This window comes from Teredinibacter franksiae, from assembly GCF_014218805.1.
GTDB classification, from domain to species: Bacteria; Pseudomonadota; Gammaproteobacteria; order Pseudomonadales; family Cellvibrionaceae; genus Teredinibacter; species Teredinibacter franksiae.
Genome location: NZ_JACJUV010000004.1, coordinates 92383 through 110845, shown reverse-complemented (window position 1 = coordinate 110845; position 18463 = coordinate 92383). Strand labels below are relative to the sequence as shown.

At 45.4% G+C, this 18463-nt stretch carries 2 protein-coding genes; both read right to left on the bottom strand.

The features are described from left to right. Nucleotides 1-83: 83 nt before the first annotated feature. Nucleotides 84-17879 (bottom strand): CARDB domain-containing protein, encoded by a 17796-nt coding sequence (locus H5336_RS19310; RefSeq protein WP_185236106.1) that lies wholly within the window; start codon nt 17877-17879, stop codon nt 84-86. 83 nt (nt 17880-17962) lie between these two features. After that, nucleotides 17963-18403, bottom strand: coding sequence for a hypothetical protein (locus tag H5336_RS19305; RefSeq protein WP_185236105.1), 441 nt, complete (start codon nt 18401-18403; stop codon nt 17963-17965). Between the last annotated feature and the right edge of the window lie 60 nt (nt 18404-18463).

The following is an 18463-nucleotide window of genomic DNA, read 5'->3' as shown; positions in this document are numbered from 1 at the left end:
GTGTGTGTATACAGAATTCCTAACTACAACGAACTGGTGCGATGAAAAACCCTCCATCGCACCAAGTACAATGTAGCTATAGATTACTTATTATGATGGACAACCCACTGCGATTGATAAGCTTTGAGAATGGACGCGGCCAAAATCAGCTCATCTTCATGCCCCATCCTCTCCAAATCATCAATCACTAGAGACATCCATAACAAAGCGGTTTCGAGCTGCCAGTGCTTATTCCGATCCATAACGACAGCAGCTTTGGCCGCATGAAGCGCAAGCGCGGTTCTTCTGCCATGACGTCCAGAAGAAGGAAGCTCTTCCAACATTGCAATAAGCTCCGTTTCCATTTCTCTTAAGGAATGCCTCAAACTGAGAACCGAGTTTTCAGTTGCGAGCAAGCTACCGTTGTTATCTTCACCCGCATATATACTCGTTTCGACAGTAAAATCACCCGCTGATTCAGGGAGCAAGATTAATCCACCAAAGGTCAACATATCCATTAGATTCCACTGAGCCGAAGTGTCGCTTTCAGCCATACCTCCCTCGCTTAATTCGAAGTACTCCATCCCTCCCCTAAGTTCTTGGGTAGCGAATAGAGAGCCTGATTCGGAAGAATCGATTGTCCAGTCTACATACTGCAGTGTCGACGGGATACTCTCACTTTCGCTTGGCTCTACAAAGCTCACCATACTTATTGCAAGTGATTGAGCCGCTTCACTATCGGGTATATCCAATAGGTTGAACGGAATCGTTACCGTTTGCCCTTCGCCAAACTGATTTGCTACGAAAGCGGGTTGGCTACAGTTCCCACGTCGATAGCGATAGCAGGAGTACTCAATGGACCCGAGTGCAATACCACCAGCCAGCCGAACACGCATGAGGTCATCTTCAAGCGTCCACACATAATCACCGGAAATAAAATTATCCGATATATTAACCGTCGCGCCACCAGGAACCCGTCCATGAAGCTTGACTCCTGTGAGCGAAGCTAACGATCTAAAGGAATGCGGCTGAGTATTACTCACAATCAAGCCGGTTCCTGAAGCAACAGCCCCTTTAAGTTCAAGAATCGCTCTTCCGTCAAACCCAAAGCGCCTTGAGTACTCTTCCCTAGTATTAAGAATCTGCACTACATTGTGTTTTTGTGAACGCAAAGCCGTAATAAACGCTAAGCGACTACGTGCAACGGTAAAAGAAATACCTGCTGCCTGATACACCTGCTCAAAGAACTCCAATTGAGCTTCCAAGTCACGATCATAATGTTTGAAGTCAGTTCTGTGTCCCGAATGCGACCGACTGGAGCAACTTGGGTGGTGGTGGGTCGATTTCTCTGCGGCCCAAATAAGCACATCAGTTGATAGCACATTTACGCCACTTAACTCAGTTGACCCTTGAACCGAGAAACTGAGTGCATAAGCCAAACTTCCGCTAGCGTTCCCAGCTCGGTCCTGCGCGACAATCGCGAAACTGTTTTCCCCTGGATTCAGCTCAACATCAGTAAAACTGAATATACCGGCACCGTCAGCCGTTGTGCTTAATAGGGTGGAGTCCTGTAGCGTCATAGAAATAAACGCGTTCGATTCTGAGTGCCCAATAATATCGACGGAAGAATTAGAAACCGATGAGCCGTTTGTTGGCGCACTAACGCTTGGCAGCATCGGCGCCGTGAAATCGAGCTCAAATTCAACAGAAGTCTCTACAGTGGTACCAGCCGCATCGGTTGCAGAAATATGGAGTATGTAACCACCCTCTTCTACTATTGCACCACCGGATTCGTAGGTATTTCCATTTAGCAGAATAGTGGACGAGACTAAGTTGTCGTCAGTAATGGTAACTACTGGTGCAATCGGAACGTTATAAGCAGCCTGATCTGAGACCCCATCAATGTCTATCTGAGCTTCAGTAGTATCGATAGTAAACAAAATAATATCAGTGCCTATATTACCGGCAGCATCTTCAGCTGACACAACCATTCGGTACTCGCCATCCTCTTCAATGCTAGTGCCTGAAGTAAATGATTCACCATTTAGAGTAATCGCAGAGTGCGATAAGTTTGCATCGGAAACATTAATTACGGGTATGACTGGCTCACTATAGTACTCGCCGCTCAATACACCTGAAACGGAAATCATTGGTAACGAATTATCAATAGTGACTAAACGAAGCTGTTCGCCGCTAATATTGCCAGCGGAGTCTTCTGCCACTACCCGCAGCTCATGCTCACCTTCAGAGAGGCCATCAAAGCCTTGAACAAACTGATTAAGAACGGAGCTGTTCTTCGGTAACTGCTGTTGATCACCACCACCAAAGCGAACATAAACTGAATCGATTCGTGAGTCAGCGTCTTGAGCTTCAACCTTTAGTGTACCCAGTAGTCCGGAAACAATTGCCCCCTCTTCAGGCTCCAGAATTGTTACCTCTGGAGCTTCTGTATCGACGATGGAAGCGAAGCTTTGGTCTAATACCCCCGACAATGTCTGACCCAATATCGCTTTTTCATAACTCAACCGAACCGCATAATCACCAAGATCGATGCCAGTCAAATCTAATGGAATAGCCCCGCTAAGCTTAGAGGTATATTCAACAGATTGAACAAGTGAGTTTGTCACCAGCTCAGCACCCGTCGAATTATCGAAAAGCGTTAGGCTGAGTGTAATATCAGATACAGCGGCATTACCGTGATTTGAAACCTCATAACCGACGCTAATGGAAGAATCTTTACCAAATGCGCTTTCTGACAGAGTGATTTTCCCCGTCAGTGTTGGGCGACTCGCTAAAATGGTGAAGCTCGCTTGTGCATTCAGTTCCGCAATACTCTCAGACACCAACGAAACCTGCACTTGATAGTTGCCAGGTAAGCTAACAGCTGAATTCCAAAGAATCTCAAATGTTTGCGCTTCGCCCGGCAATATTTCACCAACGTTTCGTGAAACTGAGTACAACGTTTCTCCGAGAGAGTTGTATATGGAAATTGTTGCCGAACCCCCAGGGTAAAGTGCATTCCCTCCCTGATTGAGCACAGTAACAGGCATTCTTACAACTTCATTTGCTGTATAGCTTGGTAAAGCTGCCACAACGCTTGCAACCAGGTTAATGTCTTCAGAAATCTCGAAACTCGCAGTTTGAGAAGACGCTTCTAACCCGTTTGAATCATAAAGAGTTGCTACAACGCGATAATCGCCGGGGAATATTGTTGCAGAGTTCCAAACGAAGCCAGCTTGGTATCGCTGACCGAAAGCAAGATCGACGGGTGTATTTGATAGCTCTTCTACCAAATACCCTTCAGCATCCTCGATAACAAGCCGAAGTTCACCTTGTAGAGTAGTTGCTGTATTGACAAGCGACAGGTTACCAGCAATATCGGTATTGGCCCCAATAGACGATTGTTCGGTGTTCAGCGAAATCACAGGGTCTTCGGAATCTACAACTAGAATTCCTTCAACTGTAGAGGTGTTCGAATCATTAGATTCTACCACCAAATTTTCTGTATCCACGTTCACAACCAACCGGTAGTTACCAATATCACCGGCTTGCCAGCTCAGCGCAAGTGATTCATTGCTACCAGGTTCCAAACGAGGAACGGTGATTTGGCCAAGATCCAACACAATTCCACTTTCAGATACCAGTGAGATATTTGCACTTGTTTCAGCAGACAAAACACCACCAATATTACTAACGATAAACGTCACCTCAGTTTCGTTTCCAGCTAACAACACCCGCTCCTGGTTAACGAAATCAATGTTCAAGTCGGCCATCTCTGGAACAGTTCGTATTACATATGCTGATTCCGAAGGGTTACTTTGATTGCCTGTTTCGTCCGCAGCGATAGCTACAAATTGGTTTTCACCAATATGTATCCCTACATCAGCAAACCTAAACAGCCCAGGCAGCGTCAACACAGAAACAGAGCGACTGGAATCGGAGCCAAAGCTAATTCCGGTAGAGGCAGACCAATCAAGGAACTCTAGGCTTCCAGAGTAACTCAGTTCTTGGGCAAAAGTAGTATCACCAGAAGCTGTTTCAGTAATTCGAATTTGCGTATTGTTGCTCGAATTACGCGCTTGATAAACGAACGCGTCAGCACTATCTGACCACTCCGGTAATGACAGGTTAAATTCACTATCGCTTGCTAAAACAGTAACTTCAACTTTATTAAAGTCATACATAACAACGTCGTCATAGCCTGCTATGTTACCAGCGGCAAAAATCGCTTTATCACCATCCGCGTTCCAAGACACAATATTATCAACCCATTCGTTCAAGGTTGTATCACCAACGGTTATACGCTCAATGGTTTTTGTGTCGCGGTCGAACACTACGAGATCAGTACCATTATCAACGTAGGCTAAGTGCCGGCCATTTGGCGACATTGATAAGTCACACGTTGAGCAGAACCCGTCTAATGGCTCAAATGTTTTCTCCAGAGTGGTGAGATTTACCGTAAACAATCCTGTCCTAGAGACGTCGTAATCACGGGCGATCAGTACCACGGAATCTTCAGTCGTAGAAAGTAATGAGTAAATATCGGCGGCAGCGAAAGCGGTACCGGAAGAAACAACAGTACCAGATTCATGGTCTACCACTTCAAATTTACCATCATAATCATCCATGTATAGAACATATGAACCCAGCCACGCTAAGAAGTCGGGTAAACTCCATGAAGAGTAATTACTCTTCTCCCATTTGCCTTTACTACCAACAAGCAGTTCCCTTGAATAAGTATCGTAGTTGTAACCCAGTGCGGCAATCGTTCCATTTTCTGCCTCACCAATTCTCTCAACCTCAAAACTTGTGTACTGAGTTTGAGTCAGGCTCACGCTCGTTGTTGCTTCTTGAACCACTGTATTGTTTTGAACCAGGAATATGCGAGAGCCTGGATCAGCCTCACCCGTAACTGAAACCCTAGTCTTACCCGTGAGCAAAGGTTCAATGGTAGACGGCACAACAATTGTCGGAGCATTAACGGGAATAGAAAACTCAGCCAGCACCGACACTTCAGAAGAATGGGCGCTTAAATTTCCATAGGCATCCTCTGCGCGAATGGTGTAGCGGTATGTATTACCTTCCGCAACGCTCACATCGTAATGCGAAAGATTTGATTCCTCTACGAGAAGTGCAAGCCCCTCGGACCCTAGAGCCCTATAGATTTTATAAGCACCAGGAGATGTATCTGGCCCGGGCTTCCATGAGAGCCTTACGCCCCCTTCGGAATCCGATAGAGCCGCTAAATCAACAGGAGCGGCTAAAACAGGCGTTAAAATATCTGCGGCTACTATGTTTGAGGGATCACCAGCATTACCTAATGCATCTACACCGCGAATTGTATATTGGTAAGAACCATTTGCTAGCCCTTCATCAGCATAGGAAAGCTCAGCAGAGGACAGCTCTTGAATTAACTGCCCATCGCGGTATACACGGTACGACGCTGTATCGTCCGAATCACTCTCGGTCCAGGTGAGCTCCACATTCACCCCGTTAACGTTAATGGACAAGCTGACAGGGGCTGGTCCAATAAAGTCACCTACCTCAACAAGAGTGGGTTCCGACGCAGGACCCTCCATGCCTCTATCATTTATTGCTGCAACGGTATAGCTATGTTCTCCGTCACCAGGTAAATCCGTAAAGTAGTCAACATCATCCGTAAAACTCAATGTTGATACAGATATTTCGCTCAAGCGGAATGGGTAGGTAGTACCGTCACCGTAGTATGTGTCATTAAAGACAAACCGAACCTTATTTGTAATATATTTTACCGTTAGGTTTTGAGTACTAGAAGCATAACCAATTTCTTTAATTGGTAGATATCTCTCGCCATTCCAGACTTGTAAAACGTAATCATTAGACGAGTAGTAGTACTGATTCCACCGAACTCTAATACCAGTTATGTATTGGGGCCCGTCAAACTCCAATTCAAGGTAACTTGGCATTGATTCGGGTATCCATAGAGAGTTGTCATCACCATCAAATAAATTTGAAATTGGGTAAGCAGACAAATCAGTCGCATCCGTTCCATGAGTTACCGGCTCTATAATGGTTGCAGGAGTAATCTGCACGTCATTGCGGTATACGCCATATCCGAAAATATTAGATTCAGTATTACTATTCCAGCTTAACGATACATTTTCCTCATCGGAATTCACCGAACCAAGTAATCCGGTCACTTGTGACGGCGCCGCAGAATACTCGGTATACCCCGTGACTGTTTTACCAACAAATCCATATTGATCGACAGAATGAATTGTATACTCGTTCTGCCCGGGCTCTAGAACTACATCTCGCACCCAGAATTTACCATACTCGTTGGCTTCAGCTGTGTAAGAACCAATTGGAACCGAGTTGTGCATAACGTTAAAAGTAATGGACACATAAGCTTGCGTATGCCCTACAAACAATTCGGTAGACTCGCTCGTTAAAATATCTGCTCCCGTTAGGAAAGGCGTATAGACAGTCGCCCCAATGGCCTCCGAAGCACTAGAACGGTTACCCGATAGATCCTGAGTGACGATTTGGTATTCGTACTTATCGTCTTCAAGCCCCTCATCTGCATACTGTGTTGCACCAAAGGGAACAGATGAAATCACACTCCAGCTTTCCTCGCCTTGGAAACTTCTCTGAACTTCAAAAAATTCGATATCCAAATCCGCGGGGCCCACCCACGTTATTGTAGCTGTGCCGCCATTTACGGCCACCTCGACTGAAGAGGCGACACCGGGAATAATAAGGTCACGTTTTTCCAACGTCACAACATCGGGGGCACCATCGATATTCGCATGAATATCCTGGGCCACTGCTCTTAACTCATAAGAACCGTAATCTAAATCAGACGTATCCCACTGGTGTTGGTACGGCGCTAAACTATCTTGCTGAATTAGAACCCAATCTGTTTGCCCGCTCTGGCGATATTCAAAATCCATAGTGGCAACGTCCAAATCTTCAAGCTGGGCGTTTAAGAACAGCGTATCATCAAAAAATGACGGCAGCCCAATAAGCTCTGCATGTGGAGTTTGTTGATCAATAGTTAACTCGAGAGCTGCGGATGGGTCACTCTGATTGCCGGCGGTATCTATAGCGATAACCGTAAAACTGTATTCACCATCTGGAAGCGAGTAATCGGAAAAATCCAACTCAGTTACCAAGTACGGAGCCAAGTCACCAACAACAACACCGCTAGCATTTGCAATTTTATTGTTGCGTAACACAAGGTAGCCAGCAATATCATCTTCAACGGGCGCATTCCAACGGAAGTGTGCGGTGTTTCCGAAGTTAATAACGGAGTAATAAATTTCCGGAGCGGTTGGCGCGGTATTATCAATTATCACACTGACTTCATCGAAGGCGCTATTCCCATTTATGTCTTCCGCTTCTACTCGCAAAACATAACTTTGTCCGTCTAATAAAGTGACAGTATTCCATTGCCCAATATCATCACCAAGTACACCAACAGTAGCAGAACTTACCTCTGTCAATAATTCTGAACTTGGACCTACCAATAAACGGTAGTGGCTGAAATCAGAAGCGCTGTACGCTGTACCACGAATATTCACGAGCCCACTGACCGTATCGCCAGTTTGTGGGTAAGTGAATGAAACCTCTGGCCCAGTCAAATCAAGGGTAACATTCTGTGAGGTCTTTTCACTCTCATGCCCTGCTGTGTCAATAGCACTAATAGAATACTGATGTGTTCCTTCGCCCGGAGAACTATCCAAATAATGTGTATTCGAGATGGGTTCGCTCACGACTTTCTGACCATTGCGATACACCCAGTAACCGGTAAGGGTGTCTTCAACCGGTAGCCATTCTAAAGAGACTGCGGCTGTTTCTTTGTCTGCTTCAGCGACTGTTATAGACGGTGACATGGGAACAATAGAATCTACAATAAAATCATGAGAAACAGCGGCAGTATTACCTGCTTTATCTACAGCCGTTAATTGTAAGCTGTAGTCACCATCAGCAGGCAGACTGTCAAAGTTAAATAATGCACCATCGTGAATGCCTGACCTTACTTCTGCAATCGTTTCAAAGGACTCTGAGCCCCCGGCTGCCAACTCCACCAAGTATTTGTCGAAATTACTGTCTTCTGCAGTACCTGTAACGATTAGCGACAAACCGAAATAGCCACTATGCTCTGGAGAACTAATGACAACCTCTGGCGGGGTGTTGTCTATCACAATTGATTTAGATTCTTCCGCTGTGTTACCCACTTTATCAACAACCGATAACTGTAGTGTGTATTGCCCTTCGGGCAGCGTAGTCAAATTAATTGAAGTTAGCGTATCATCAACAGGAAACACATCGTACTGCTGAGAGAGTACTTTAACCCCCGCACTTGATACGAGCGAAGCACTGTAATTCAGTAAGTTTGCCTCCTCGATACTTCCTTTTACGACCAAACTGCCACTACTGTTTACAAACAGGTCGTTCACCGGCGAAGTGATGGTTATTGCCGGTGCAGAAGTATCAAAAAGCATATCGAAAGTAAGAGAACTTCTATTTCCAGCTACATCCTTGGCGCTGACCTGAAACTTATATTCACCTTCGTCTACAACATAATTACTTAAATTCGCCAGCAGACTAATTGGGGCAACATCTCCTCCAGCGATAGTAGTAAACACCGAAGCGCTATTCGGTGTACCAAGAAGTGCAACACTATAGTCATTGAAATACGTGTCGGTAACAGAGCCCAACAACGAAGCGGCCTCTAGATTAGTACGAACACTTATCAACCCAGAATCTAAACCATCGACTTGTATCTGCGGAGCAATTGCATCGAGAATGATACTGGTCGATTCTGTTTGTATAGTAGAAACCGTATGTGCGGCTTGTGCTTGTACTCTTATTGAATAAATACCGTTTTCAAAAGGGACGGAAGCGTTATTCAGGCCATCCCAGGAAATACGGTGGGTTCCTTTTGTGTAAACAGCGTCAGCTAACAGTGGTTCGACTATTTCGTCGCCTTTAAAAATATCAGCAGAAATAACAACATCATTTTCGAACGTAACCGTAAAAGTTGCATTAGCAAACTGTTCATCACCATTTGGCGCCACATACTTTTCAGTGGCAGCCAAGTGCGATATCTGCGCATCTCGCTCAGGAAGGGCCACCTCAACGGAGCCTGATGAATGGTTGCCGACAATATCGACAGCATTAACGCCTAACAACCAACTCCCAGTCAAACCAAATGTATTCCAATGCCCCATACTTAACTCAGAGCCAGATAATATCGCGGCTTTGGAATCAATTATGGCCATCAAGCTTTGATTTTGACCATAAGATAACTGCGTAGAAAAAGAATTTGCATCCACAATGTTCGCCAGCGGCTCAACAATCACACCAAGAGACTGATTTGAAGTAGGAGACACTATTTGCACTACAGGTGGCGTAACATCTAATTCAACCCAACGCGCGGTACGGTCGACAAAGCCACACCCGTCTTGAGTTTCGAATCTAGCCACATATAAACCGTCTGGTATCGACTCTGCATGCCATGCAACAACGTGGTCGCCCTGCGCAAATGCCGCCCCCTCATAAACGCTGGCAACCAACTCATCTGTAGCCCCGTCATGAATAGTCAGCGTAAGAGATACAGCTTCTTCTACAGAATACTGCCAATGAAGTTCGTCATAAAAGCCGTCACCATTGGGTGAAAATATTTGATAGCCATCACCACTTGCTGTTACGCGCTGCACACCTCCGGTTGTACGTATGCTCAGGCCTTCAACGCGAGAATCTATCGTTACAGCCATATTTGAACAGCTGAGCGCCCCAGACCAATTGGTCTGCTCAAAATAGATGGACTGCTCTCGACTACCTTCAGCAACCACATAACCCAAAACACCGTTAGTTCTACTTTCATTAATCAGCGGATTGTATATAACAGGGGTAGTGATGATTTTCTCACCAAACTTATCGACTCTCTCGTTTAGTTTACAGCGAGTAAATGTTGAGCCTTTTTTACACTCAACCGCACCACCGGGATTATAAAACTCAGCGTACGAAACCAAATCTGAATCCAGGGACAAGCTATTTTTAATTGCTAGATTGTGCTTTCCAGCGCTAATCGATTGACCTTGAATTTCTAACGCGGCTATACGATATTCTTTGTCTTTTGGTTTGTCAGAAAGGTACGCCGTTGCACAGTAAGTTTGACCCTCAATCGGATAGACTATATCTAGCGTGGGCTCTTCGTAAGTTATAGGGATATTCAGCGAATACTCCGCCTCATTATCATTTACATCTACGGCTCGCGCATAAAAGATAACTGCCCCACTTTCAACCAAAGTAGTATCGAACACATACTCAAGGGGTTGATTGTAGCGCGGCGAATTAGAATTAAAATGAACGCTCTTAGTGCCATCCATACCAACAGTATAAAGTTCAAGGGTTTTAAGATCGACCGGGTCTCCATAAGACAGGAGCTCCTCAACAACCATTTCAAATCGAACCATGTTTGTTGGCCCGGTATTACACTCATCCGCAACAACTGGCGAAGCCATCACTTCGATAGCTAGGCACTGAGTGTCTATCGGTTTGCTATCGGAAACCCTTTTTCCGTCCTTTGTCTTAACATCCAGAGTAACCTGGTAGGTAGAGCATGGCATCAAGCTCTCCGCACCAAAGGAGAAATGTAAGAAAGGATTTTTAAGGTCTAAACTATGCTTACCATCTTCAGGGAAAATTGTCTTGTAGACGGTTTTTTCGAGATAGCGGTCATCTTCAGTATTCTGAATAGATATCGTTGCAGACTGAAACTCTTCATTTGCTACCGGGCTTAGATACCCGCTAATTATATTTTCACCGCTTATAGTCCGCACTCTATTGTCTAGAATTACTTTTTCGGATGTAGTAAAAGAAATGCCATTTGTTTTGACCTCAGGGCCTATATCAGGCGTTATTTGCACGTAAAAATTGTAAGTAGTGCCAGGCGCAAGGTCGAGCAAAGGTAGATCAACAGACAAGCCAAAGTGATGGGCAAGCAGGTTATTTTGCTCAAAGAAACATATGTCACTAGAGTTCTGCCCTAGATAGGTGTAGCAGGCCCCTATAGATCCGTAAGAAACACTACTGGCGGCCTGATAAGTATCAATCGCAGCCTCAGCCTCACCGTACATAACATGCACAGACGAGATTCCACCCGGAATGGTTTCATTCAAACGAAAAACCAATGGTTTATTAACGTCCAGCGCAACACGAAGATCGGGGAAAAGCCCAGCCTTGGAAAAATACGGCTTACCACCAAGTACTATAAAGCCTGCTGCATTTGGGTTAATCGCGGCATTACCAATAACAGTATCTGTATTGGTAAACCGATCCCCTGACTGCTGTCCGTACCAAATAATGGCTGATTGATTAATTTTTTGATCAAAATCTATGGGTGTTACGGTTGTATTCCCCGCTTGATCGGACGCCTTGGCTTGATACTCCCCTGAAACCCACTGTTGTATAGATAGTGATGATGCAGCCGCAAGGCGCGCTCCCTGTTCGATAAAGTTAATAGGAGTATTCAACCAATCGGCGCTTTCCCAATGTCTGTAGGTAACTTCCGCGTCAGGTACAGAAACATCGTCGAAAGCTTGAATAGTAATGCTATTGGAAACTTCTAAGTAGGCGGGGCTTCTAGCATCGAAAGGATCGAAAAGTATGGACTGATACCAAGGGCCCGTTAAATCCAATACCGTAGGAAATACCGTATCTAAGGTAACCAAAAGTTCGTTATTTTGAACCCTTAATGTATAAGTACCGTCTGCTACACTGTCTCCACTATCATTTCGTCCGTCCCAGGTTATGCTTTGCTCGCTGCCTATTTCGGTATAGCTTTCGACTATTGTGCGAACAATAGCGCCCTCTTCATTCAAAACTTCAACTGTAAAATTATTAATTGGGGTAAGTACACGAAAGTGAATTGATACAACATCCTTAACACCATCACTGTTGGGAGAAAAATAGGCTGGCGTACGGTACAAATTCGAAATGCTCGACTGAACTGACGTAGATACCTGCTTAATAGCGTCTCGAGAATTGCCCGCCAGATCGTGAGACGAGAGCCTAACAAAGAAAGAGCCAGTGGAAGCAGGTACCCACGCACTAAGATCTTCATCAATTGCATGTTGGTTAACGGCAGGTTGAAGCTGTTGCCAGTTATCGGGGGAATCTACGGATGCATACTCAAGCGTATAAAAGTCGAAATTTTGATCTGTGGCAGTACCATGCAGGGTAATGCTACCCGACGAACTATTACGAGTAATGCGTAAATCTGATGTCAGGTTTAACAGCGAGCGAACTAAACGATAACCGTCGGTCATACCAGTAGCGCAAGCATCTACATTATCTTCAGCGTAAAACTTAAGAAACTCTCCCTTATTAGACTGCCCGAGAGAAGATATCGCACGTAAAGGCGTAATTTTTTTTGCTGGCAATACACCGGCTGTGTCTATTGCAACATAAGTATCAGATTTCACCCAGAATGAACTAGAATTATTTAGCCACTGAAGCCCCTTCACATCAGCTAGTACGGGTAAGCCCTCACGGGTAACGGGTACACCTAGAATATTTTGATCAAAGTCCTCAAGCATGACAACCGGAATCAAAGCGCCTGAACTATCGTCGTATTCATCAAACGAAAACGACTCCATTCCACCACCTTGATTCGATTCTATTAGTTTAGAAATTGCATTTGCAGTGGGGAGTTGCGAAGTTATTTGCTCTACTTTGTTTCCGGCAAGCTGATATAAGTAAACACCCGACATATCGCCTTGATAATCAAATAACGCCAAGTCGAAATCTTCAGGTTCAACGCCTCCATCTAGCTCTGCGTACCAACAGTCGCAGTCGAATGTGCCATATTGAGATACCAATATTTGATATAAAAATGAGCTCGCAACATCTTTTAACGAGAAAAGAAGCGCTGAGCTATCGGGGTTCCAGCTAATATGTTCAATATTGCCCACCAACTTCGGTGTTTCAATATCTTCGAAATATTTCCAATCAATGTGGGCCCAATCTGGAAACGTATCAATCGAGGGTGCCGCTGCACTAGCGAGCGAGCGATCGAACTGGTCTGGAAACCGGTAACTTTGAATAACCTCGCCGTCTAAGTTGTAAACTACAACCCCGCCCATTGCTGGGTCGCCAACAGCAAGCTTAGTTCCATCGGGAGCCCAACTTATTGCTGTTGCTTCGCCACCCAAATTCTGACTTATACCCGAAGCGATATTATAAAGGTAGCTTTTGCTTGAATAACCAAAAGTTCTGCCATTAGATCTAACGGGTTCTTTGAATTGAATCGCTACATGGCTACCAAGTGAGTTAATCGATATGTGGGTGTTCGCCGAACGAGCGTAGGCCAAACTGATGGCGTGATCAACTCTGTCGCCACCCACGGTGTCCACATCCCAACTACTTAGGCCGACTTCCAGTTGTTCGTTGTCTACGGAAGTTGGATAGGACGCCAATAAACGATGTGTGCCTTTAATAAACTGTATTGATTCACTGCTGCCATAACCGGTATCAGCTGGATTTGGATTAAAGCTTTCAATAAGGGTGAGTCCACTACCAGGAGAGGTCGATGCAGACCACACTTCAAATTCAAAGTCATAGTCAGACGTTAAAATAAAAGCCAGACGCTTACCATCGTCGGAAACAACCAAATTCAAAAAACGAGGCACACCATTATTAAAGAATCGACGAGACTCCAGATCGAGCACCGAAATGTTGGACACCAATCGCGCATCGGAGCCGTCCCAATTCGCACGGTATAAACCGGCAGGAAAAACAATCTCATCCGACTCATCAGTTTTTTTACCGTAAGCATCCAAAGCCTTGGTATTTAGGTAATAAACAAATTCATCCTTGGGCCCGTATACAAACGCGTTGGCATGCTGCGCACCAATGTTACAAGAAAGGAAGTTTTTTACTTCGTGCTGCGTTCCTAGCGCTTCTACCAGCGAAGCCCTGTTGGTATCCAGTACCGTTTTGGTTTGGTGGCTAACGCTGCCATCTTCGTGCTTAATCGAGAAATAATAGTTTCCGTCGTAGGCCAAACTCCCTACGTCTGTTCTACCATCCCATTCAATATTACCGGTGGTGGCATTGTTGAAAACTTCATCGAAGGTGCGTACCGCAGAGCCTGTAGCGTCAAGTACGGCTACCCGCACGGTTTCTGGTGTATCGAGTTCAAAGAAAAAGCGCGTTGAATCTTTTACTTTATCGCCGTTGGGTGAGAAATAGCGCTCGGAGACATACAGGCTGCCATCTTGAACCGATATGGTTTTTAATGCATTGTTATTCAGTTTATTCGATTCAGTTATTGCGCCGTCTGGGTCAACTTCAACATAAAAACGCTGTGTACCCTCTTGCGTAAAACTAAAATCAAAACTAACCGTTTTTATGCCAAAGCCTGAAATGTCAGAAATTGGGTAACCGCTGCCAATTTCAATGCCGCCATTATCTGGGTCGCCATTAAAGGCGCGCACCAGAACATTTTCGGCGGCCTGTTCGCCAAGGTTTGAAACAGAAACTGTAACGGTCGCTGTTTCGCCCAAGCTTGGGTATCTAGGGTCTAATTGAATAGCACCCTCTGTAACCACCAAATCCGAAACTGAATTTACCTGTAGGGTATCGAATGCTTGGTTATCTGTTTCGTCCAATTCTGCAATGGCATTTTCTGGGTCCACTACGGCAAATACGTAATGGTCGGCAGTGCCCATAACTTGGGGCCAAACGTGCTCTACTGTAACAGAGCTGCCTGCGGTGATTTCAGGCACAACCTCGTAGTCACCAATAAGTATGCCGCCGGTGCCAGGGTCGCCATCGTAGAAACCAACCGGAACCGACGTAACCGTCTCTGTACCGGTATTGTAAACTGTTGTACTCAACACCAAACCCAGGGACTCATTGGCAGGGTATTGAGAAAACCCCAGCTCTGCGGCCTTGAGCGTTACGTTAATGCCTTCCAGCTGTACAACGGAGAAATTGAACTCCTGCACATTATTGGTTTCGTCAGCCTCTGCAATAAGGTTTTCTTCATCGATAAGTACGCGTAGTGCTGTATCGCCTAACCTATTGGCCTGCCATGTAAACTTAACAGGCTTAGTTTCACCTGCGGCAAATGTTAGCTGGGTATCTTCTAGCAGCTCATAGCCGTTATCGCCGAGGATAAACAATTTTACGCCAACATTGGGTGACGCCAGGGTTCCCTGATTACGCAAATTAATCGTAAATGTCGCATCTTGATACAAATACACAGGCAAAGAGCTAATCGCAAAATCCCCTTGCGTAACGGCCAAATCAATACTGCTTGAAGTCGTTACTGCCTGTGTGCTCGTGTTATTCGAAAAGTTGTCTTCTATTGGCAATTCGGTGGGGTTTACCACCACCGTATAGTGGGTTGTACCGGCTTCGGTTAAATCGAACACAAAATTAGCGACAGTGGACAAACGACTGGTAACCGATATTGGCTGTTCTTCTAATAAAATACCGCTCTGTGCTTCGCCTTGCCACAACTGAATACCCACATCAGTCGCATCTGCCAACCCAAGATTGCGCACCACAACAGATGCCGATAACGACGCGGGCAAAAGTGAAGGCGCAGCGGGGAAAAGAACAAATTCACTCTCGGTTACTTCTAAATCGACGTTTTCAGGTGCTTCTGCTACTTCATAAGCTAAAGTAGCCACATTATCGAGCAGCGAACGCTCCACTAAAGCCGCTTCGGGGTCTACAACAGCATAGAGCGTTTTACTACCCGCGCTATTGAGGGTATCCCATACAAAACGGATATAGCGGATTTCTCCCGGTGCTAAAACCGGTATTACCGCTGAACTGACAATGGGGCTCGCTCCGCTTTTCGGGTCACCATCAAAAAGCGCTAAAGTGGCTAACGCTGTATTGAGCGGGCTATTGTTGGTAACGGCAACCGTCAAGTGCACACGTTCACCGTCTCGCTTACTTGCAGCGTCGGCATAAAACTCTACTACAGCGAGGTTTTGCAAAGTAATAGAACGCAGTGCGTTTGCTGCAAGCGCCGTTGTGTAAACGCTTCCCTCCCATGCACCCGACTCACGCTGTAAATTGTTTAAGTAGGCCAAGGCAGCGTTTTGATCGACTTTATCGGCTTGGCGGCTTTGTACGAGGGATACAAGGGTTTCGGCTGTTTCATTAACAGTACTGGCCGGCGCACCAAAACCACCATCTATATTTTGCTGGCTAGCAATCCAAGATGCTGCGTTTGTAATAGGTGTCGGAAACGCGCCAATGTGCTGTAGCGCTGTAATGGCTGCCAGTGTTGCTCTTAAGTTGCTATTACCCCCAGCAATCTCTTCCCAACCAAAGTCTGCATTTTGCTCGGCAATTAAGTACATTTGCGCAAACGCGAGCGCAGCCATATCACCAACACTACTTAAGGCCTGCACTGCAAGTGATGTATCAAGAACGTTACTTTCAAACCCGGCAAGTAGCCCCCAACCGCCATCTACATTTTGGCGTGCAACTAACGCTTCTACTAGCGCTGTTTTATTGGTTGGGTTTAATCGAATTTTTCGAGCGAGGGAGTCGGTATTTTCAACCTGCTGGTCTTCTAACCACTGGTAGGCACTGGAATCATTTGTAAAAGAAGCATCCAGTGATTGCAGTGCATCAAGCACAACGGCTGTATCACGAAAACGGGTTGCGGGTTTATCTTCCCAGTAACCAAGCCCGCTATTTTGCTGGGTTTTCAGCCATTCGAGCGCATCTTGTACATCTGCGGAATCTACGCGTACTGTATCGCCTACAGCCGCTTCAACAACGGACTGCTCGCCAGCTGTTACCTCTGGGAGTGCCTGTGGGTATACATGCGCTATTGCCCTACCACCGGTAAGAATGGCAAAGCGATCCATAAAGGCGCGACGAAAATTATCGATTTTTACAATATCGGCATTTTCAGCGATTTCACTTTCACCAATAAGGTAAACAAAAGCAATTCGAAATTCCTTTTGCGCCTGATCTTTGGCGGGTATGCGCGCGCCTTCGGCTGCGATAACATCATTAATGGAAACCAAGTGTTTGGTGCCTGAAACTTTTGCACCTTGAACAGGGTAGCTATCTTTAGAGTATTCACTATTGGTAGGCTCAATAACAAAGAAATCTTCAATTTCTTCCGGGCCGTAAAACCCCATTAAATACAGATCCAATGGCGAATAGAAGCGCTTAGCGGCAGTAGCGGTAAAGGTTCCGTCGCCATTGTCTCGCCATTGGTGGCCATACTCTACAGAGGCGTCTGTGTCTAGGTAAAAGCTCCAGTGCGCGTCGTCTTTCCCTCGCAGTACGTCAGCATTTAACCCGCCACTTGTATCCACATTTACAAAACTACTCCAGCGGTGCAAAACCTCGTGCGCCAATGTAGAGAGTGTATACTCATAATCAGCCTGAAACGGGTTGTAGCTGCTTCGCGAAAGAGCAGCCATATCGATCATACCCTGTAATTTACCATTAGAACCGTATACGGCCGAGTTATCGAAAAGTGGTAAGCCAATCCCTTGCACATCGTTTTTCACTCCATGATAGAAAGCGCGGGCTTCAGGTGTTGCATATTCAAACGAAGTAAACGTTACAATAAAATCGTAGTTGTCTTGATGGGTTCTATAAAATTCTTTGGCAACTGTTGCACGCGCACCGCGGTTAAATGCGCCGGTTTCAAGTGTGTCATCAAAATTACCCGAAAACGACATGACCGTTACGTGATTTCTGGCTTCTACAAAAGTAGCCGAGTAGGCACCCTCGGGAATATCAAAGCTATCGGTTGGATAACTTCCGCCCGCCATGCAATTAGCTGTATATATTGCCGAAAAAGCCAACACTTTAACCAACAACTTACTTTTATTGCGCAGCTCAACAATCACTTTTTTCATTCCCATAACTCTCACTCTTTACCACTTAGCTTCCGTGCTAATTTGTTATTACTTAAATGGACTAAATTTTTATACAAAAGACTTTACTTGTTTAAAGTCTTCTTGCCGTTACTGCCACTACCAGCCGATTTCAACTGGGTCACATGCCCCTTAGTTTGTTCTGGCGTTGGTGCCACTCGGCGAATCCGTTTAACACTTGATGGCCCACCATTCTTCGACTTGTAAATAACCAAAACATCACCGGGTGCTGTTGTTTCTCTTACAACAACCTTATCGTTTTGAATTTGCGTTACGAAAAGCTCAAAACCAGGAAACCGCGCACCTTTTTCAAGCGTAATCATGTCACCGCTCGCGCTCCTAATAACGGCCGATTCGTCCCTCTCGGATATGGCAAGTAACTTATAGTCAGCCAGTAAATCTTCAGTTTGTTCTTTATCTTTCGCAAACCCAAGCGGACTAAAGGCCAGCCCAAGGTAGAATATAAATACCAACAGCAATAACTTTTCTCGCACACACACAGACATAAATCTCTCTCAAATCTTTGGATCAAGCGCTCAAAACCATGTTGGGCGTTCGAACGTAAT

What these genes read in the sequence shown, in the direction of transcription:
- H5336_RS19310 (WP_185236106.1), bottom strand. Translation starts at nt 17,879, where the DNA reads ATGAAAAAAGTGATTGTTGAGCTGCGCAATAAAAGTAAGTTGTTGGTT.
- H5336_RS19305 (WP_185236105.1), bottom strand. Translation starts at nt 18,403, where the DNA reads ATGTCTGTGTGTGTGCGAGAAAAGTTATTGCTGTTGGTATTTATATTC.